The organism is Paenibacillus sanfengchensis (assembly GCF_036864765.1).
Lineage (GTDB): Bacteria > Bacillota > Bacilli > Paenibacillales > Paenibacillaceae > Fontibacillus > Fontibacillus sanfengchensis.
The window spans coordinates 254,969-272,863 of the sequence record NZ_JBAGJC010000001.1 but is presented as its reverse complement, the minus strand read 5'-3'; the positions used below and the strand labels follow the sequence as shown (position 1 = coordinate 272,863).

General features: G+C 52.3%; 19 protein-coding genes. All 19 read left to right on the top strand.

Annotation, left to right across the window (positions count from 1 at the left end; translation table 11 throughout):
- Nucleotides 1-16: 16 nt before the first annotated feature.
- Nucleotides 17-2,053 (top strand): flagellar biosynthesis protein FlhA, encoded by a 2,037-nt coding sequence (gene flhA, locus V4U84_RS01225; protein ID WP_334072970.1) that lies wholly within the window; start codon nucleotides 17-19, stop codon nucleotides 2,051-2,053.
- Nucleotides 2,050-3,483 (top strand): flagellar biosynthesis protein FlhF, encoded by a 1,434-nt coding sequence (gene flhF, locus V4U84_RS01220; protein WP_334072969.1) that lies wholly within the window; start codon nucleotides 2,050-2,052, stop codon nucleotides 3,481-3,483. Before flhA ends, flhF begins: the two co-directional genes overlap by 4 nt.
- Nucleotides 3,480-4,367 (top strand): MinD/ParA family protein, encoded by an 888-nt coding sequence (locus V4U84_RS01215; protein ID WP_334072968.1) that lies wholly within the window; start codon nucleotides 3,480-3,482, stop codon nucleotides 4,365-4,367. Before flhF ends, V4U84_RS01215 begins: the two co-directional genes overlap by 4 nt.
- A 31-nt stretch (nucleotides 4,368-4,398) precedes the next feature.
- Entirely contained in the window at nucleotides 4,399-5,745 is a 1,347-nt protein-coding gene (locus V4U84_RS01210; protein WP_334072967.1) for a protein-glutamate methylesterase/protein-glutamine glutaminase, read from the top strand.
- A gap of 29 nt (nucleotides 5,746-5,774) precedes the next feature.
- Nucleotides 5,775-7,856, top strand: coding sequence for a chemotaxis protein CheA (locus tag V4U84_RS01205; RefSeq protein WP_334072966.1), 2,082 nt, complete (start codon nucleotides 5,775-5,777; stop codon nucleotides 7,854-7,856).
- Nucleotides 7,857-7,923: 67 nt separating this feature from the next.
- Nucleotides 7,924-8,385, top strand: a complete 462-nt coding sequence (locus V4U84_RS01200; RefSeq protein WP_334072965.1) for a chemotaxis protein CheW — start codon at nucleotides 7,924-7,926, stop codon at nucleotides 8,383-8,385.
- Nucleotides 8,386-8,421: 36 nt separating this feature from the next.
- Nucleotides 8,422-9,015, top strand: a complete 594-nt coding sequence (locus tag V4U84_RS01195) for a chemotaxis protein CheC (protein WP_416367203.1) — start codon at nucleotides 8,422-8,424, stop codon at nucleotides 9,013-9,015.
- The gene (locus V4U84_RS01190) at nucleotides 9,008-9,505 is read left to right on the top strand and encodes a chemotaxis protein CheD (RefSeq protein WP_334072963.1); all 498 of its coding nucleotides are present in this window, start codon (nucleotides 9,008-9,010) and stop codon (nucleotides 9,503-9,505) included. The genes V4U84_RS01195 and V4U84_RS01190 overlap by 8 nt, the downstream gene beginning before the upstream one ends.
- Nucleotides 9,506-9,507: 2 nt before the next feature.
- Nucleotides 9,508-9,930, top strand: coding sequence for a DUF3784 domain-containing protein (locus V4U84_RS01185; RefSeq protein ID WP_334072962.1), 423 nt, complete (start codon nucleotides 9,508-9,510; stop codon nucleotides 9,928-9,930).
- A gap of 15 nt (nucleotides 9,931-9,945) precedes the next feature.
- Nucleotides 9,946-10,734, top strand: a complete 789-nt coding sequence (locus V4U84_RS01180; protein WP_334072961.1) for a FliA/WhiG family RNA polymerase sigma factor — start codon at nucleotides 9,946-9,948, stop codon at nucleotides 10,732-10,734.
- Between the two features lie 45 nt (nucleotides 10,735-10,779).
- Nucleotides 10,780-12,186 (top strand): DUF342 domain-containing protein, encoded by a 1,407-nt coding sequence (locus tag V4U84_RS01175; protein WP_334072960.1) that lies wholly within the window; start codon nucleotides 10,780-10,782, stop codon nucleotides 12,184-12,186.
- A gap of 79 nt (nucleotides 12,187-12,265) precedes the next feature.
- Nucleotides 12,266-12,586 (top strand): hypothetical protein, encoded by a 321-nt coding sequence (locus tag V4U84_RS01170; protein ID WP_334076600.1) that lies wholly within the window; start codon nucleotides 12,266-12,268, stop codon nucleotides 12,584-12,586.
- Between the two features lie 73 nt (nucleotides 12,587-12,659).
- Nucleotides 12,660-13,295 carry a hypothetical protein gene (locus tag V4U84_RS01165; protein WP_334072958.1) on the top strand — a complete coding sequence of 212 codons (636 nt, stop codon included), beginning with the start codon at nucleotides 12,660-12,662 and terminating at the stop codon, nucleotides 13,293-13,295.
- Complete coding sequence (locus V4U84_RS01160; RefSeq protein ID WP_334072957.1) at nucleotides 13,292-13,909, top strand: hypothetical protein; 618 nt, start codon at nucleotides 13,292-13,294, stop codon at nucleotides 13,907-13,909. Before V4U84_RS01165 ends, V4U84_RS01160 begins: the two co-directional genes overlap by 4 nt.
- Before the next feature lie 239 nt (nucleotides 13,910-14,148).
- A complete protein-coding gene (gene rpsB, locus V4U84_RS01155) occupies nucleotides 14,149-14,847 on the top strand; it encodes a 30S ribosomal protein S2 (RefSeq protein WP_148449811.1) in 699 nt (232 codons plus the stop codon).
- Between the two features lie 131 nt (nucleotides 14,848-14,978).
- Nucleotides 14,979-15,629 carry a translation elongation factor Ts gene (tsf, locus tag V4U84_RS01150; protein WP_148449810.1) on the top strand — a complete coding sequence of 217 codons (651 nt, stop codon included), beginning with the start codon at nucleotides 14,979-14,981 and terminating at the stop codon, nucleotides 15,627-15,629.
- Nucleotides 15,630-15,757: 128 nt separating this feature from the next.
- Nucleotides 15,758-16,486, top strand: coding sequence for a UMP kinase (gene pyrH / locus V4U84_RS01145; protein ID WP_148449809.1), 729 nt, complete (start codon nucleotides 15,758-15,760; stop codon nucleotides 16,484-16,486).
- The gene (frr, locus tag V4U84_RS01140) at nucleotides 16,487-17,041 is read left to right on the top strand and encodes a ribosome recycling factor (protein WP_334072956.1); all 555 of its coding nucleotides are present in this window, start codon (nucleotides 16,487-16,489) and stop codon (nucleotides 17,039-17,041) included. It abuts the gene before it with no gap.
- Between the two features lie 71 nt (nucleotides 17,042-17,112).
- Complete coding sequence (locus tag V4U84_RS01135) at nucleotides 17,113-17,880, top strand: isoprenyl transferase (protein WP_334072955.1); 768 nt, start codon at nucleotides 17,113-17,115, stop codon at nucleotides 17,878-17,880.
- Nucleotides 17,881-17,895: the final 15 nt, after the last annotated feature.

Here is a 17,895-nt window from a genome sequence, read left to right as displayed (position 1 = left end):
ATCGGAGGAAGAACCGGTGAAGAAGTATAAAGATCTATTCATCCTAGTCGGCATTATCGGTATTGTTCTACTTATGATCGTCCCGATCCCGCCGTTGCTTTTGGATATTCTTCTAATTATTAATATATCGATTGCTCTCATGATTTTGCTCGTCGCCATGAATACCAGGGAGGCGCTGCAGTTCTCCATCTTTCCGGCGATGCTGTTAATCACCACGTTGTTCCGGCTGGCGCTGAATGTGTCGACGACCAAACTTATTTTGGGACATGCCGAGGCCGGTGACGTCGTGGCGACGTTCGGTTCATGGGTTTCCCAAGGGCAACCCGTCGTCGGATTTATCGTGTTTCTGATCCTCGTGGTTGTTCAATTCATCGTCATAACCAAGGGCTCGGAGCGCGTGGCCGAAGTGGCGGCGCGCTTCACCCTCGATGCGATGCCAGGGAAGCAGATGAGTATCGACGCCGACCTGAATGCGGGGCTGATCAATGAACAGCAGGCCCGTGAACGTCGGAGCAAAATCGAACGCGAGGCCGATTTCTACGGTGCGATGGACGGGGCGAGTAAATTCGTCAAGGGCGATGCGATCGCCAGTATCATTATATTGCTTATCAATCTGATCGGCGGTTTTATTATCGGGATGTCCATTCATGGCATGCCGTTTAACGAAGCGCTCTCCACTTATTCGATCCTGACGATCGGTGACGGTCTGGTTAGCCAGATTCCGGCTTTGCTGATTTCAACCGCCGCAGGTCTGATCGTGACGCGGGCTTCCTCCGAGGGGAACCTGGCGGAAGACATCACGGGACAGCTGTTCACCTATCCGAAACTGATCTATGTTGTGGCTGGTACGCTAACCTTGCTGGGACTTTTTACCCCAATCGGACCATGGACCACCCTTCCTTTTGCCGGATTGCTGGTTTTTGCCGGTAGACGGATGCAAAAGAACATGAACCTCAAGGCGATCCAGCAGGAAATCCAGGAGGAGGAGCAGCAAATCGAAGAGGTGCGCAGCCCGGAAAGTGTCATCAACTTGCTCCAGGTCGATCCGATCGAATTCGAGTTCGGCTACGGTTTGATTCCGCTCGCGGATACGGGGCAGGGCGGGGATTTGCTCGACCGGATCATCATGATCCGCCGGCAATGCGCGCTCGAATTGGGCCTTGTTGTCCCGGTGATTCGTATTCGGGATAATATTCAACTAAAACCTAATGAATACGTGATAAAAATTAAAGGAAATCTTGTCGGCGGCGGTGAATTATTACTTAATCACTATTTGGCGATGAGTCCAGGGATGGATGATGACACGATAACGGGTATTGAGACCCAGGAACCCGCCTTCGGTCTTCCGGCCCTCTGGATCGATGAATCTACGAAGGACAGAGCCGAATTATCCGGCTACACGGTCGTGGATCCGCCGTCGGTGGTTGCGACGCATTTGACGGAACTGATCAAGAAGCATGCTCATGAGCTGCTCGGTCGTCAAGAAACGAAGGCATTGGTCGACAATCTCCGCGAGAATTATGCCGTGCTTGTCGATGAATTGATTCCTTCGGTACTTTCGATCGGGGATGTTCAGAAGGTGCTGGCCAAACTGCTGCGCGAGAAAATTTCGATTCGCGATCTGGTGACGATTTTCGAAACGCTGGCCGATTACGGGGCGTATACGAAAGACCCGGATGTTCTTACGGAATATGTGCGGCAGGCGTTGTCCCGGCAAATCACGCAGCAGTATACCCAGCAAGGGGAAACGATGCGCGTGATTACGGTTGGCCCTACGCTGGAGAAGAAAATCGCGGAAAGTGTCCAACAGACCGAACAGGGCAGCTTTCTGGCATTGGATCCGGTTTCTACCCAAACCTTGTTTCAGAAGCTTTCCGATCAGATCAACCGTCTTTTGCAATCCGGTCAACAGCCTATCGTCTTGACATCACCGACCATCCGGATGTATTTGCGTCAAATTATTGAAAGAAGCATGCAAGATATCCCGGTGCTGTCGTATAGTGAGCTTGAGCCGAATGTTGAAATTCAAAGTGTCGGAGTGGTGAACTTATGAGAGTGAAGCGTTATATCGTCGACACGATGCCTGACGCAATGGCTAAAATACGCACAGAGCTGGGAGCCGATGCCGTAATTTTAAGTACGAAGGATTTGAAGATCGGCGGGTTTCTGGGCATGTTCGGGAAGAAGAAAATCGAGGTCATTGCGGCCTCGGAAGGCGAAGACAATGGGGCCGCCCCGCCTAAGCCCCAGCCGCGGCCGACGCGCCCGCCTGCAGCTCCGGTCGTAAGACAAGCGGTGCCGGAGGCGTATCGCAAATCCGCAGAAGCTTTGAATTCCGCACCGGTCGTGATCCCGGAAGAAACGGCAACCCCTCCAGCGCCACCGGCGCGGAGAGAAGTTCCGGAGAGGCCGGCCGCCGTGAAGGCGCCTGCGCCCGAGACGATTCCCTCACCTTTGCCTGATCCTTCGCTTACGGCGGACATCCGGGAAGCGGAAGAGCAGACGGCCGCCAGCCGCTGGGATGAGGCGATTCGGCAGGCCGGACGGGAGTTGGAGAGCCCGCCGGTTTCGCCGCCGTTGATGGCGAAGCCGGCGACAGGCGTGAAGGAAGAAATGGTTTTGGAAGAACTGCGGGAGATGAAATCCTGGATCGGCCAACTGGCAAGACAGCAGCATGAACACCGCGAGCTGCCGGAACCTTTGCCGGAGCTCAAGCAGAGGCTTGCAGCCCATGAAATTTCACCGGAGTTGATCGACAGCTGGATCGACGCCGCCTACCAGGAATGGATCGATTCGGGCAAAACGGCGACGCCGGAATCCCTGTCGCTTAAAGTCCGGGAAGCGGCTGCAGGCTTCCTCGCCGAACGCGTCGGAGAAGGCATTCGGGACGAGACAAACATTGTTTACATCGCCGGTCCCACGGGAGTCGGCAAAACGACGACAATCGCCAAGCTTGCCGCAGATCAAATTTTCAGAGCTCAAAAGAAGGTGGGCTTTATTACGGCGGATACGTACCGGATTTCGGCGATTGAACAATTGCGAACCTACTCCTCGATTTTGAACGTACCGCTCGAGGTTGTTCAGTCGCCGGGGGACGTGCAGAGAGCGATGCAGCGCCTCTCTTACTGTGACCTGATTCTCATGGATACCGCCGGAAGAAACTATCTCAACGAGATTCATGTCGCTGAGCTTCACAGTCTGCTCAGCCCTCATGAGAAAAGCGAAACTTACCTCGTTTTGAGCTTGACCTCCAAGACGCAGGATATGAAAAAAATTACCGAACATTTCAGCCGCTATGGGCTGGATAAAGTGATTTTTACCAAATTGGACGAGACCGAGAGCGTGGGACCCATGTACAATTTGCTGGAGGAATATCCGCTGAAGGTTTCATATATCGCCAATGGACAAAACGTGCCTGATGATTTGTTGTCCGCTAACCAGGATCTGCTCCTCAATCTGATCTTGGGAGACAATCCCTCATGAATGATCAGGCCCAGTCGCTTAGAAATCTGGTTTCATTGCGTGAGAAGCTTGCCGATCAGGGCAGAATCAAAACGCCGGCCCGCATCATCACGGTTACGAGCGGAAAGGGCGGGGTCGGGAAGTCGAATTTCTCCCTCAATTTTGCTTTGGCTTTGAAATCGCTGGGACGCAAAGTACTCATCTTCGATGCGGATATCGGAATGGCGAATATCGACGTATTGATGGGGGTTCGTCCCAGATACAGCTTGTATCACTTGCTGAAAGGCGAGAGGGACATTTCGGAGATCATCGAATTGGGAACTCAGGCTGTTCCTTTCATCGCCGGCGGTTCGGGGATGGCGGATTTGTTCAGCTTGTCGGAGAGCGATCTTGATTATTTTACATCACAGATCGAACATATTTCCGATGAAATGGATTTTATCATTTTCGATACCGGAGCCGGCCTTTCCAAAGAGACGTTGAAATTTATTACCTCGGCCGATGACTGTTTTATCGTCACAACCCCAGAACCTACGTCGATCACCGATGCATACGCATTGATCAAAGTAGTTCACGGGATCGATCCCGAGGTGGGGTTCCGGCTCGTGATCAACCGGGTAAGCGGCGAGGGTGAAGCTAAGCAGGTTGCGGACAAAATCTCCTTGGTCGCCAAGCAGTTTTTGAATCTGGATATCCCGACATTGGGGTACTTGAGCGATGATTCCCACGTTATGCAGGCGGTGAAGAAGCAGGTTCCGTTTTCGGCCGCTTTTCCCGGCTGCGCCGCCTCTAGGGATATCAAGAGGTTGGCCATGAAGTATATGGATGTTCCACGAGAAAGGTCTAATGAAACTTTGTCAGGAATCAAAGGATTTATGCACAAATGGTTAAGGCGAGCAAAATGATTCTGCATGAAGGACAGGAGTGGAACGGAATATGCCTTATCGGGTAATGGTGGTTGACGATTCGGCGTTTATGCGAAAAATCATATCCGATTTAATCGAACAGGATCCGGATTTTCAAGTTAGTGGAACGGCCACGAACGGACGGGAGGCCATCGAAATGATCGGTTCGGTCTCTCCGGATCTGGTGACGATGGATGTCGAAATGCCTGAGATGAACGGGCTGGAGGCTTTGCAACGGGTTATGAAGGAACATCCGCTTCCTGTGATCATGTTGTCCGGGATTAATGAACAGGGGATGCGGGAAACGATTTTGGCTCTTGAACTCGGAGCTTTCGACTTTATCCGCAAGCCTTCCGCGACGACGAGTTCGCATGATATCGAGAAGGTCGGGCGGGACCTGCGGGAGCAAATGCGGGCGGCTATGGCGGCCAAAGAACGCAAGCTGGCCAGGGAGAAGACGTTGAAGCCCAAAGGGTTGGAGCTTCAGCCGCCTACGGAGGACAAAACCCGAGGCCGCAAAAACGCTCCCGTTCTGCCGAAACCTTCGGCGGGGCCGCCAGGATGGGCTTCTGGCTTGGACCAGGTAGCGGCTGCAGAGGCCCCGAAGGAAGCAACGAAGCGAGCGGTGCCGAAGGCGCCCGATCTTCGCGGCGCGCCGGATCGGCCGAAGCCTGCTTTAATGCCGGAGGAGAAGCGGCCGATCGGAGGTGGACAGCCATCTGCGAAGTCCAAGCCCGGCAAAGAGCGGGGTGATGTAGTTGCGAAACCGCCATCTGCGCCCGTTCGGGAGCGGAATATGGCGTTTACCGATCTGGTGGCGATCGGAACTTCGACGGGCGGACCCAAAGCGTTGAAGGCGGTGTTGGAGAAGCTGCCCGCCGATTTCCCGGCACCGGTCGTGATCGTACAGCATATGCCGCCGAATTTCACCAAATCATTGGCTCAGCGTCTACACAGCCTGAGCGCTCTGACCGTGGTGGAGGCCGAGGAGGGCATGGCGTTGCAGGCCGGAACCGCCTATATCGCGCCCGGGGGATTTCATCTCCATGTCGTTTCCGGCGCGAAAGGAAGCTACAAGGTATCGTTATCGAAGCAGGAGCTGCGCAATGGGCACAGGCCGTCCGTTGATGTTTTGTACGAATCGTTACTGCCTTTGACTTCGTTGAAACGGCATATTGTTCTTCTAACCGGCATGGGGAGCGATGGAGCGAGAAGTATGAAATTATTGTATGATTCCGGCGTTTCCTCGACGATTGCCGAAAGCGAAGAAACCTGCGTCGTATACGGCATGCCGAGGTCGGCCATCGAACTTGGCTGCGTCAGCCGGATTCTCCCGCTGCACGAGATAGGCTCCAAGCTTGCACAAGATGTGAAATAAACGGAATCTCTTGAAGGAGGTGCCTCACCATGGACATGAACCAATATTTATCCATGTTTATCGATGAGTCCAATGATCACTTACAGTCACTAAACGAAAATATGCTCGAGCTGGAAAACAACCCCGAGGATTTGAGCATCGTTCAGGTTATTTTCCGCTCGGCCCATACCCTCAAAGGGATGGCTGCAACCATGGGTTTTGAGGATCTTTCCTCCCTGACGCACCAGATGGAGAATGTGCTGGACTTGGTGCGGAACGAAAAGCTGAAGATGCAGGATTTTATTTTCGATACCCTGTTTCAAAGTTTGGATGCTCTGCAGTCCATGGTGCAGGACATTACGCAGGGCGGCGAGGGAAAAGCTGACGTCAGCTCGATCGTGGCGAATCTTCAGGCGATCGTACGCGGAGATATGGCAGCGGGAGGCGGCAGTCCGGGAGCGGGTTCGGACCATTCATCGGTTGCTTCCGGGGAAACCGGCAAGGCGATTCAACTGGATGAATATCAGTACTCCGTTCTGGAGCAATCCATTGCCGAAGGTCACAAGGTGATGTACCTCGAAGTGGCCATTCGAGAAGATTGCCAATTGAAAGCGGCCAGAGCATACCTCGTTTTCGATCTCCTGGAGCGGTACGGGGAAGTCGTTAAATCGCATCCGTCCGTTCAGGAAATCGAGCAGGAACAATTCGACCGCAGTTTTTCCCTCTACTACATAACCCAGAAGGAAGCTGGCGAACTGCAAAGTATGATCATGAACCTGTCGGAAATCGAGTCGGCCCAAGCGGTCGTTCTGGATCATGAGACACTGGGCCAGCTGAACTCGGGAGCCCAAGAAACCGCTGCGGCATCCGCGGTGGTTGAACCTGCCGCGAAAGAACCGGCAGCGAAGGCAGAGCCGGCGAAGCCCGCGAAAGCGGAGTCGGGCAAGGTCAGCTCCAAGCCTTCCGGAACGGCAGCCGCGCCGTCGCGAACCATCCGCGTCGATATCGATCGGCTCGACGTACTGATGAATCTCCTCAGCGAGCTGCTGATCGATCGGTCGCGCATGGAACAGCTGGCGAATGAAGTGAAGCGCGCCGATTTAACCGAGACGGTGGAGCATATGAGCCGGGTTGGCAGCGATTTGCAAAATATCGTACTTAAGCTGCGGATGGTTCCGATCGATACGGTATTCAACCGTTTCCCGCGGATGGTGCGCGACTTGGCCAAATCGCTCGATAAAAAAATCGATCTGATTATTACCGGCGCGGAGACGGAACTGGACCGCACGGTCATCGACGAGATCGGCGATCCGCTCGTTCACCTGCTGCGAAATGCCGTCGACCATGGGGTGGAGCCGACGGCCGAACGGATTTCCGCCGGGAAGCCGGAAACCGGAACGGTGAACCTGCGTGCGTTCCACAGTGGAAACCACGTGTTCATCGAAATTGAAGACGACGGGCACGGCATAAACCGCGACAAAATATTGGCGAAGGCGCTCAAAAATGGCGTCGTTACGGAAGCCGAAGCCGGAGCCCTGAGCGATGAACAGGTGTACATGCTGTTGTTCGCGCCCGGGTTCAGTACGGCGGAAGTGATTTCCGACATCTCCGGCCGCGGCGTGGGCCTGGATGTCGTCAAAACGAAAATCGAATCTTTGAGCGGGGTTGTTTCGGTACAATCCACCCTGGGCCAAGGCACGAAGTTTTCGGTACAGCTTCCGCTGACCTTATCGATCATATCGGCGATGCTGATCAAGGTCGGCTCGGAAAAATATGCGATTCCTTTGTCGTCCATCGTGGAAACCGGGTTGATTAAACGTGAGCAAATCCGGAAGGTTCATGGCTATACGATGGTTCCTTATCGGGATGCTCATATTCCGCTATTGTCATTGGCGCAGCTGTTTGATGTCACCGACTTTGACGAAAGCGCCGAGGAAGAAACGGAAATCGTCGTCATTCGCAAAGGGGAGCGCCTTGCGGCTTTGACGGTGGAGGATTTCATTGGGCAAAACGAAATCGTCATTAAAAACCTTGGAAAGTATCTTCCTGCCATTCAGGGCGTAGCTGGCGCTACGATACTGGGAGACGGGCAAGTTGCCTTAATCATCGATCCGAACTCATTCATTAAATAATGCCGCTTGCTTTTCACCCCCGCCGGAGGATCATGCTCCGGACGGGATCATTAAAGGAGGGATTTCCGTGGGAGAGGAATTAAAAGTTATCGTATTTAAACTGGGCCATGAGGAGTATGGCATCGAAGTGGACAAAGTCCAAACGATCGAGCGGATGATGCCGATTACGCGTGTGCCGAAAACTTTCTCGTTTGTAAAAGGCGTCATCAACCTGCGCGGTGTTGTTATTCCCGTGATCGATTTGCGGGGCCGGTTTGGTCTGCCGGAGGCCGAGTATACCGACCAGAGCCGGATTATTATCGTCGCGGCTAATGAGATGGAAGTCGGTTTCATTGTGGATTCGGCCAACGATGTCATCGATTTGGATTCGGAATCGATCGACACGCCGCCTGATGTAGTCGGCGGCGTAAAAGCCAAATATTTGCAAGGCGTGGCCCGCTTGTCCGATGAGCGTCTTCTGGTGATGCTGAATCTGTCCGAAGTTTTGAATCGCAATGAAATTATCCAGTTGGAAAGTTTAGAGGGATAAGCGGTGGATCTGTTTAAGGACTTTGCGGAATTCAAGATGGATGTTCTGAAAGAAGTCGGCAATATCGGTGCCGGAAATGCGGCGACCGCTTTGTCCAAGTTGCTTGACAAGCCGATCGACATGGCGGTTCCCAAAGTCCAGATGCTGCCGTTTGAGGCGATTGCGGAGCGAGTGGGCGGCGGGGAGCAAATTGTGCTGGCGATCTTCTTCCGCGTGGAGGGAGACACGCCGAGTAACCTGTTCTTCATTTTGAGCCCCGAGGCGGCGAAGAAGCTGCTTCACCGCCTCGCCGGAATCGAAGTGGAGAGCGAGGAGAACTTCTCGGAGATGGAATGGTCCGCGCTTTCGGAAATCGGAAACATTTTGGCGGGATCGTATATTTCCTCGTTGGCCGATTTCACTTCGTTAGCCATGACTCCGACAGTTCCGGCGCTTGCGCTGGATATGGCCGGTGCGATTTTGAGCTACGGACTGCTGCAGTTCGGAGAAATGGGCGACTCCGCCCTATTGATCGATACAACTTTTATTGAAGGCCAGCATGAAGTTGAAGGACAGTTTTTCCTGATTCCAGACCCCGAGTCCTTCGATAAAATATTTGCCGCTCTGGGAGTTCCAACCCATCATGATTGATGAGCAGCACATTGTTAAAGTGGGAATGGCGGACTTGAACGTGATTCGCGGACAGGGGTTAATCCGCACCACAGGGCTAGGGTCATGTGTCGGGGTCACGTTGTTTGATCCGATGCTTAAGGTAGCCGGTCTTGCTCATGTCATGCTTCCTTCCTCGGAAATTGCGAGAGAAGGGGCGCTCAATCTGGCCAAGTATGCAGATACTGCACTGCCTGAGCTTGTGCGCAGGCTGTCGGAGCTTGGAGTAATGAAAAGCCGTCTGATCGCCAAAATGGCGGGAGGTTCCCAGATGTTTACTTTTGCAGGCAAAGGGGATTCCATGAGGATCGGTCCGAGAAATGCAGAGTCGTGCAAAGCGATGTTGAGCGAACTCGGTATTCCGCTGGTTGCGGAGGATACGGGCGGTAATTACGGAAGAACGATTGAATTGGATTGCGAAACGGGTATTTTATTCATACGCAGTGTACAAATGGGTATAAAGGAATTGTAGCCATGTCACGAAAAATGGGATATTATCTTCTATTCGGATTTATCGGTTTTTTGATAACCTATGCGGTATCGGCTGGAAATAACTTGTTTATGACGAGCTTCATCCGCGGCTTGATCGCTTTTGTGGTGTGGTTCTTGCTCGCATTTGCGGCAAACTGGGTTATTACCTTTCTCAAGGAACAGGAGCCGCAGCCTGATGTCAGAGACCTAACGGACGCGCTTAAGGAACAGGATAAAGGTGCCAGCCTCGACCTTACGACACCGGATCAAAGTGAGGAATTAAACGATTTATTGAAACAAACACCAGAGGACCAGTCACAGACTCAAGAGTTTACACCATTGAATCCGCCGAAACTAGTAAAAACACTTGACGATAAAGATCCTGAAGAGCTGGCTAAGGTCGTTCGTCACCTGACAGACAAATAAGGAGGGTGAAGGCAATTGAACGAGCGGAAGACATCCACTCTAAATTATGCCGATGTTTGGGAGCGATGGAAGGAACACGGCGATTTGGAGGCCAAGAAACAACTTATCGAGAAGTATCTGCATATTGTCGACTACGTTTCGGGACGTCTGGCCGTAGGTCTGCCCAAGAACGTTTCCAAAGATGATTTGTCCAGCAACGGGGTGATGGGACTGATTGATGCGGTCGAGAAATTCGACTATAAGCGCGGTCTGCAGTTCGAAACCTATGCTTCATGGAGGGTCAGGGGAGCGATCTTGGACGGATTGCGCCAGGGGGACTGGGTTCCCCGTTCCGTAAGAGAAAAAGCCAAGAAGATTGAAGAAGGCTACCAGCAGTTGGAGCAGCAGTTTCTCCGGTCCGTCACCGATGCGGAAATGAGCAAGCATTTGCGGATCAGCGAGAAAGAGTTCCAAAGCATGCTTCAGGAAGTCGCTGTCATGACTCTCTGCTCCCTGGAAGATCCGATCCGTGAAGAGGAATCTGAGACCCGGCTGACTTTGCTTGTTGACGATAAGGCCAAAAATCCGGATTATAAAGTACAGGAGCAGTTTTTGCGGGAATCGCTGGCCAAGGGAATCGAAAAGTTAACGGAGAAGGAACGGACCGTCGTCTCTCTGTTATATTATGAAGATTTGTCGCTGAGTGAGATCGCCGAGGTGATGTCTTTGTCGCCATCCCGGATCTCCCAGCTTCACTCCAAAGCGATTTTGCGGCTTCGAGGCACATTGGACAAGCAACGTGATCTGCTGATGCGAGAGAATTAGAAAGCGGAATTTCTTAGAATTATGAAGATGGAAGGAGGAACGAAAATGGAATTTACGGCCGATTTAGGGAAACTTCTTAGCGTCACCTTTAATGATGATAAAACCGTCGCTTATCTGCAGTTTACCCAAAAAGACGATACCTTTTCCTGCACTAAGGATGCAATGTATCAATTTTTGCAGCACCACGGCATCAAGTACGGGATCCAGGACGATATTGTCGAGCGGTTTGCCATCAACCCCAGAGAATATTTCTACAGTAAAACCCCCATTGCCATCGGTTTGGATCCGGAGCCCGGGGAGGATGGAAAGATTCGGTACGCCGTCCAGCTTGAGGATGTAAGGTACAAACCTCTGGAGACGGATGACGGCAAGGTGGACTACAAAGAAATCACACGTTTGAACAATGTCCGGAAAGGACAGCTTATCGCCGAATTAGTTCCTCCGCTTCCCGGACGCCCCGGAACGGCGGTGACCGGGGAACCGATCCCCAACAAATCCGGGAAGGAAGCCAGATTCAAAGTCGGGAAGAATGTGGTGTTGAACCCCGAGCAAACCGCGATGTACGCGGCGATTGACGGCTTGGTTACAGTGACCGATAAAGGGAAATTGAATGTATTCCCGGTTTATGAAATCAACGGGGACGTCGACTACAGCACGGGAAATATCGATTTTGTCGGCACGGTCGTCATCCGCGGCAATGTATTGACGGGCTTTAAAGTCAGTGCTGCCGGGGATATTCGTGTTGTCGGCGGCGTCGAGGGGGCCGAGCTGTATTCGGAAGGTTCCATCGAAATTACCGGCGGCATTATCGGATACAATAAAGGCTTGGTCAAAGCGGGCCACTCTGTCAAAAGTTCTTTTATTCAAGATGGCAATGTAGTGGCCGGAGAAGATGTCATCGTTAGCCAAAGCATTATGCATTCGAATATCCGTGCGGGCCGGGACGTCGTTTGCAACGGAACCAAAGGCTTGATCGTAGGCGGAAGCATTCAAGCCGGGGAACGGGTCATCGCCCGGGTCATCGGCAATCCGATGTCGACGACGACCTCCATTGAAGTCGGCGTACTTCCCGAACTACGCAACGAGTTAATGGAACTGAGGCAGAAGGTCAGAGAGATCATGGCGAACCTGGAAAAGTCGGAAAAAGCGCTGTCTCTGCTGGATCAACTCGCCTCTTTAGGGAAGCTGACTCCGGAGAAGGTGGAAATGCGCTCGAAGCTGAATATGACCAAAAAATCGAACATTCAGGAAATGAACGAATTTAAAGAGCGGATGCTTACTATTGAAAAAACGCTGGAGGAAACGGTCAGAGCGCGTGTGGATGTCCTAAAAACGATCTACGGCGGGTCCAGAATCGTGATCGGACGCTATACAAAGTATGTTAAGGAACCTCTATCCCACATGTCTTTTTACTTTAATGAAGGGGATATCACGATGTCCGCCTATGTCTAGTGCCTGCTATCGGCACCGCTTTCGCTCATTATACGAACAGTTTTAGGGCGTCCATAATCCAAGCGATGAGGTGATTTCCATGAATTTGAAAGCCGTAGAAATGCAGATCGCGGTACCCCGGACCAATGAAGCCGGACGGATTCAACAGGAGAATCAGCAACGCCCTGTCACCGATCAGAGCTTGCTCTCTGCGGAGAATATTAAGGAGCGCGAGCTTGAACGCCAGAGAAGCACCAATATTGACGAAAGCGCACACAATACAAAAATAAAACGCGAGGGCAACTCCCCGGACCAAGAGCGACAACATCACTCGTCGCAGGGTGAGCATCAGGAGGAGCAGGAAAAAGAACACCCCGCCGAGCACCCTTTCAAGGGCCGTCATATCGATTTGTCATTGTAGCGGCATCTTCCGCTCTACGCCCACCGGGGCAAGATTTTACGCACTTATTTAAACATCAAAGGTGAGGATTACATTGTCATTTGGAGACCCGTGGTTTTATATTGTATTGCTGGGAGCCGCCGCCCTGGTTTATGCGCTTCTTCTTCCCGGCCGGACGACGGGGGCGGCACCTTCTTCGGGCGGCTCCGCGGAACTGGAAGCTACGCTGGAGCAGTTTATGGCGGAGATTGAAAAGGAAAATGAAGAGCTCATCGATTTGGTAGCCCGGATGAAGCAGGATTTTGCATCAAAGCAGCTTGCCCAGCAGGAACAGATTGTCGAACTGCGCAAGCGCCTGTTGGAAGTGGAGCAAAACTCGCTTCAGTACAAATCCCGGCTGGACGGGCTGGAACAGCGGGTCCTTGCAGCCCCGCCGCGGTTGGCGGGATCCGCGACCGAACCGAAGAGTGAGCCGTCGGCAGCGGACATTCCTTCAGCCCGTTTGCCTGAGAAGGCTATTGTGGAAAATTCACCCGCCGCTTCTGTGGGGACGGAGCCAGAGGTGCCAGAAGAGCCGCCTCGGGCTGAATCGGTCAGGGATCGCTACCCCGAGCTGTTTGATTTGTATGCGAAAGGGAAATCCATCGATATCATCGCCAAATCGGTGGGCATTCAAAGAGGTGAAGTCCAGCTGATCCTGCAACTGGCTAAAAGGGAGGAATCCCGATGATCCGAAACCGCCAATTTATGTTGGGATTGGGCGCAGGACTTATCGCGGGCGCCCTGCTGCTACAGCTAATGATGATCGGCCAAGGGACGGGGAAATTGCAGACCAGGGCACAGATCGAGCAGGCCGCGGCCCTCTTGAATTTGAAAGTCGTGGCAGCCGATCGGGAGCTGCTGACCGAGGAAGAGTGGAAGGAGAAGCAGGAGGGAGCCGGAGGACAAGAGGCGAATCCGGCAAAGGAGCCGAAGGCGCCAAATGTTCCGGGAACTCCGAAACCGCCGGGTAAGCCTGAAACTTCAAAAACACCGGATACCTCGAAAGTGCCTGCAGCCTCCAAAACCCCGGTTGAGGCCGCCACGCCAAAAACCGAAGCTCCGGTTAAGCCGCAGTCACCCCAAAAAACGACGGTAACCTACAAAATTTCTTCCGGCAGTACCCTCTCCGGTGTGGCGGAAGGGCTGGAAAAGGCGGGAGTTATCCCCGATAAATCCGCCTTCTTGAAGGAAGCCAAGAGCAAAAAGATTAATACCAAAATTCGGACCGGCACATTTACGTTTGAACCCGGGGAAGATATCACCTCGATTATCTCAAAAATCACATCCGCTCCGGCAGAATAAGTTATACCCGTAAGCTCCTGACAAGGAGCTTTTTTTGTGAGGCTAACATGAAGATGAAATTTGTCGGAAAAGCCTTGACTCTGGTTGCATCGGTTTTTCAGTTGTGGTATAGTAGTTGACGGTGTTATAACGCACGCTGGTTGATTTCGTTAAGGGTGCTCCCTACCGGGAGTCTTGGCGGAAGATGACACTTGCGGAGGAAGCATCACAATAAAACCAAACTTAGGAGGTGCGTGAAGATGGCAGTAATCTCCATGAAACAACTGCTTGAGGCAGGGGTTCACTTCGGACACCAAACACGTCGTTGGAATCCGAAAATGGATCGTTATATCTTCACCGAAAGAAACGGTATTTACATTATTGACCTGCAAAAAACGGTCAAGAAAGTAGAAGAAGCTTACAACTTCGTTAAGAGCGTAGCTGAAGAGAACGGGACGATCCTGTTCGTCGGCACCAAGAAGCAAGCTCAAGACTCCGTGAAGGAAGAAGCTGAGCGCGCGGGTCAATTCTACATTAACCAACGCTGGCTCGGCGGTACGCTGACCAACTTCCAAACAATTCAAAAGCGGATCGACCGCTTGAAACAACTCGAAACTTGGGAAGAAGACGGAACATTCGAAGTTCTGCCTAAGAAAGAAGTCATCATTCTTCGCAAAGAGAAAGATCGTCTCGAGAAGTTCCTCGGCGGAATCAAGAACATGAAGGGACTGCCAAGCGCGCTCTTCGTTATTGATCCTCGCAAAGAACGCATCGCCGTTGCGGAAGCCCGCAAATTGGGTATCCCAATCGTGGGTATCGTAGATACCAACTGCGATCCGGACGAAATCGACTACGTTATCCCTGGTAACGACGACGCGATCCGCGCGGTTAAACTGCTTACCAGCAAAATGGCGGATGCCGTTATCGAAGCGAACCAAGGCGAGCAAACTACCGCCTAATTTCGCGAACTTGCACAAAGAACAAAGAATGAATTAAATGAAAAGGGTGGTTGGTAGGTGTCAAACCTCTCACTGCCCTTTTTTTAAGATGAAAAGAGTCCCATCATTTTAAATGTGGAGGTTTTATAAACATGGCTGTTGATGCAAAATCTGTAAAAGAACTGCGTGAAAAAACAGGTGCGGGCATGCTGGATTGCAAAAAAGCACTCGAAGAAGCAAACGGTGATTTGACCAAAGCAACGGAACTTCTGCGTGAGAAAGGTCTGGCTGCCGCGGCTAACAAAGCCGGCCGGATCGCTACGGAAGGCGTTGTCGAGTCCTACATTCATGCCGGCGGTCGGATCGGCGTACTTGTAGAAATCAACTGTGAAACTGACTTTGTTGCGAAAACGGATCAATTCAAGGAATTTGCCCGCGACATCGCGATGCATATCGCGGCCATGAGCCCTCGTTACGTTCGTCGTGAAGAAGTGCCGCAGGATGACCTGGAGAAAGAAAAGGAAATTTTGAGAGCACAGGCCCTTAACGAAGGGAAACCTGAAAAAATTGTCGATAAGATGGTCGAAGGCCGGATCGGCAAATACTACGAAGAATTCTGCTTGCTTGAGCAAGCTTTCGTGAAGGATCCGGACAAGACGATCGCGGCGCTTGTAAACGAGAAGATCAGCGCGATCGGCGAAAACATCACCATCCGTCGCTTTGTCCGTTATGAACTGGGCGAAGGTTTGGAGAAGAAAGTGGACAACTTCGTTGAAGAAGTTATGTCCCAAGTAAGACAATAAAATAAATATAATAAACGTCATTGGATCACATGCACGTTTGAAGAGTTGGAACACGTCGTGTTCCTTCTTTTTTAACCTGACACCCTTTTCCCGGTTATACATAGGGGGTCTATAGTGGAGGTATACATTTGGAACAGCCAGTTTTTAAACGAGTTGTCTTGAAGGTTAGCGGTGAATCGCTTGCCGGACAAAATGGATACGGCATTGACGCCGAAACGATTTCGTCCATTGCTCAGCAGGTAAAGGAAGTGACCCAGCTCGGCGTTCAGGTTGCGATCGTTTGCGGTGGCGGCAATATTTGGCGGGGGATTGCGGGCAGTGCGAAGGGTATTGATCGCGCGACAGCCGACTACATGGGGATGTTGGCGACCGTGATGAATTCGCTGGCCTTGCAGGATGCGCTTGAACAAATCGAGGTTCCGACCCGAGTGCAAACCTCCATCGCCATGCAGCAAATCGCCGAACCGTATATTCGTCGCCGCGCGATCCGGCATTTGGAAAAAGGCAGAGTCGTTATTTTTGCCGCCGGTACGGGGAACCCGTTCTTCTCTACGGACACGACCGCCGCTCTCCGCGCAGCGGAAATCGAAGCCGAAGTGATTCTGATGGCGAAGAACAAGGTCGATGGCGTATACTCCGCCGATCCGTTTGTCGATCCGAATGCCGAGAAGTACGAAACGCTTACCTATCTGGAAGTGTTGAACAAAAACCTGGGTGTTATGGACTCTACGGCTTCTTCGCTGTGTATGGACAATAACATCCCGCTGATCGTTTTCGCGATTACGGAACAAGGAAATATCAAGCGAGTCGTCCTGGGAGAAAAAATCGGGACGATCGTCAAGGGGAGTGTAGATTAAATGCCGCAAAGTATCAAAAGTCATGCCGAAGAACGCATGGATAAAGCGATTCAGGCACTTAAACGGGACCTCGCGACCCTGCGAGCGGGAAGAGCAGCGCCTTCCTTGCTCGACCGCATTCAGGTGGATTACTACGGATCGCCGACTCCGATTAACCAGCTTGCCAACATCAATACGCCGGATTCGCGTACCCTGATGATTCAGCCTTGGGACAAATCTTCCCTTGCTGAAATCGAACGCGCGATCCAGAAGTCCGATTTGGGTCTGACGCCGGCCAACGACGGGACATCCATCCGGTTAAGCATCCCGGCTTTGACGGAAGAACGCCGTGTTGAGCTTGTCAAAATGACGAAGAAGTTCGGAGAAGAAGCGAAGGTGGCCATCCGGAACATTCGGCGGGATGCGAACGACGATATCAAGAAGTTGGAGAAAACCGACATCTCTGAAGACGAATCGCGTAGGCACCAGGAAGACATCCAGAAGACCACCGACAAATTCATCGCGGAAGTCGACAAAGTGCTTGCTGCGAAAGAGAAAGAGATTATGGAAGTTTAAGAGACGATAAGCGGCCCCTCCTATTACGGTGGGGTTTTGTCTCTTTTTCATCACCAGCTGGAGGAAAAGCAATGATCAAGTTATTTGAGTCCTGGCGGAAAAAAGGCAGCCGTCCTGCAACCGAGGTCCCGACCGGGGACAATATTCCGAAGCATGTCGCCATAATTATGGACGGCAATGGCCGCTGGGCGCGCAAGCTTGGTTTGCCGCGCATCGTCGGCCATCGCAACGGAATGAAGGCGGTCAAGCGGGCTACGATCGCCGCGGATGAGCTCGGGATCTCCGTTTTGACGCTGTACGCGTTCTCGACCGAGAACTGGAAGCGGCCGAAGGAGGAAGTCGATTTTCTGATGTCGTTGCCCCAAGAGTTTTTGGCCATCGAACTGGAGGAATTGATCGAGAAGAATGTCCAGGTTCGCATGATGGGGCACCCCGATGAACTTCCCGCCCACACGATCGCGGCGATGGAGGAAGCGATTGAGCGGACCAAAAATAATACCGGCCTTATCTTGAATTTTGCGCTCAATTACGGAAGTCACCGCGAAATCACCGAATGCGTCAAGGAGATTGCCGTTCGTGTCCAGAACGGAAGCGTCAAGCCGGAGGATATCACGCAGGAAATGATCGGCTCGGGACTCTTGACCGGGGATCTGCCGGATCCCGATTTGCTTATTCGCACTGGGGGCGAACTTCGGCTAAGTAATTTCATGTTATGGCAAACGGCGTACAGTGAGCTGTGGTTTACGGACCTGTACTGGCCGGAGTTCGGCCGTGAACAGTTGTTTGCCGCAGTGGCGGAGTACCAAAGACGCACCCGGCGATACGGCGGATTATCCTAGCGGATGGAAGGTGTA

What these genes read in the sequence shown, in the direction of transcription:
- V4U84_RS01210 (WP_334072967.1), top strand. Translation starts at nt 4,399, where the DNA reads ATGCCTTATCGGGTAATGGTGGTTGACGATTCGGCGTTTATGCGAAAA.
- V4U84_RS01160 (WP_334072957.1), top strand. Translation starts at nt 13,292, where the DNA reads ATGATCCGAAACCGCCAATTTATGTTGGGATTGGGCGCAGGACTTATC.
- V4U84_RS01170 (WP_334076600.1), top strand. Translation starts at nt 12,266, where the DNA reads ATGAATTTGAAAGCCGTAGAAATGCAGATCGCGGTACCCCGGACCAAT.
- tsf (WP_148449810.1), top strand. Translation starts at nt 14,979, where the DNA reads ATGGCTGTTGATGCAAAATCTGTAAAAGAACTGCGTGAAAAAACAGGT.
- V4U84_RS01190 (WP_334072963.1), top strand. Translation starts at nt 9,008, where the DNA reads ATGATTGATGAGCAGCACATTGTTAAAGTGGGAATGGCGGACTTGAAC.
- frr (WP_334072956.1), top strand. Translation starts at nt 16,487, where the DNA reads ATGCCGCAAAGTATCAAAAGTCATGCCGAAGAACGCATGGATAAAGCG.
- V4U84_RS01135 (WP_334072955.1), top strand. Translation starts at nt 17,113, where the DNA reads ATGATCAAGTTATTTGAGTCCTGGCGGAAAAAAGGCAGCCGTCCTGCA.
- V4U84_RS01175 (WP_334072960.1), top strand. Translation starts at nt 10,780, where the DNA reads ATGGAATTTACGGCCGATTTAGGGAAACTTCTTAGCGTCACCTTTAAT.
- V4U84_RS01195 (WP_416367203.1), top strand. Translation starts at nt 8,422, where the DNA reads ATGGATGTTCTGAAAGAAGTCGGCAATATCGGTGCCGGAAATGCGGCG.
- V4U84_RS01215 (WP_334072968.1), top strand. Translation starts at nt 3,480, where the DNA reads ATGAATGATCAGGCCCAGTCGCTTAGAAATCTGGTTTCATTGCGTGAG.
- rpsB (WP_148449811.1), top strand. Translation starts at nt 14,149, where the DNA reads ATGGCAGTAATCTCCATGAAACAACTGCTTGAGGCAGGGGTTCACTTC.
- V4U84_RS01185 (WP_334072962.1), top strand. Translation starts at nt 9,508, where the DNA reads ATGTCACGAAAAATGGGATATTATCTTCTATTCGGATTTATCGGTTTT.
- V4U84_RS01205 (WP_334072966.1), top strand. Translation starts at nt 5,775, where the DNA reads ATGGACATGAACCAATATTTATCCATGTTTATCGATGAGTCCAATGAT.
- flhF (WP_334072969.1), top strand. Translation starts at nt 2,050, where the DNA reads ATGAGAGTGAAGCGTTATATCGTCGACACGATGCCTGACGCAATGGCT.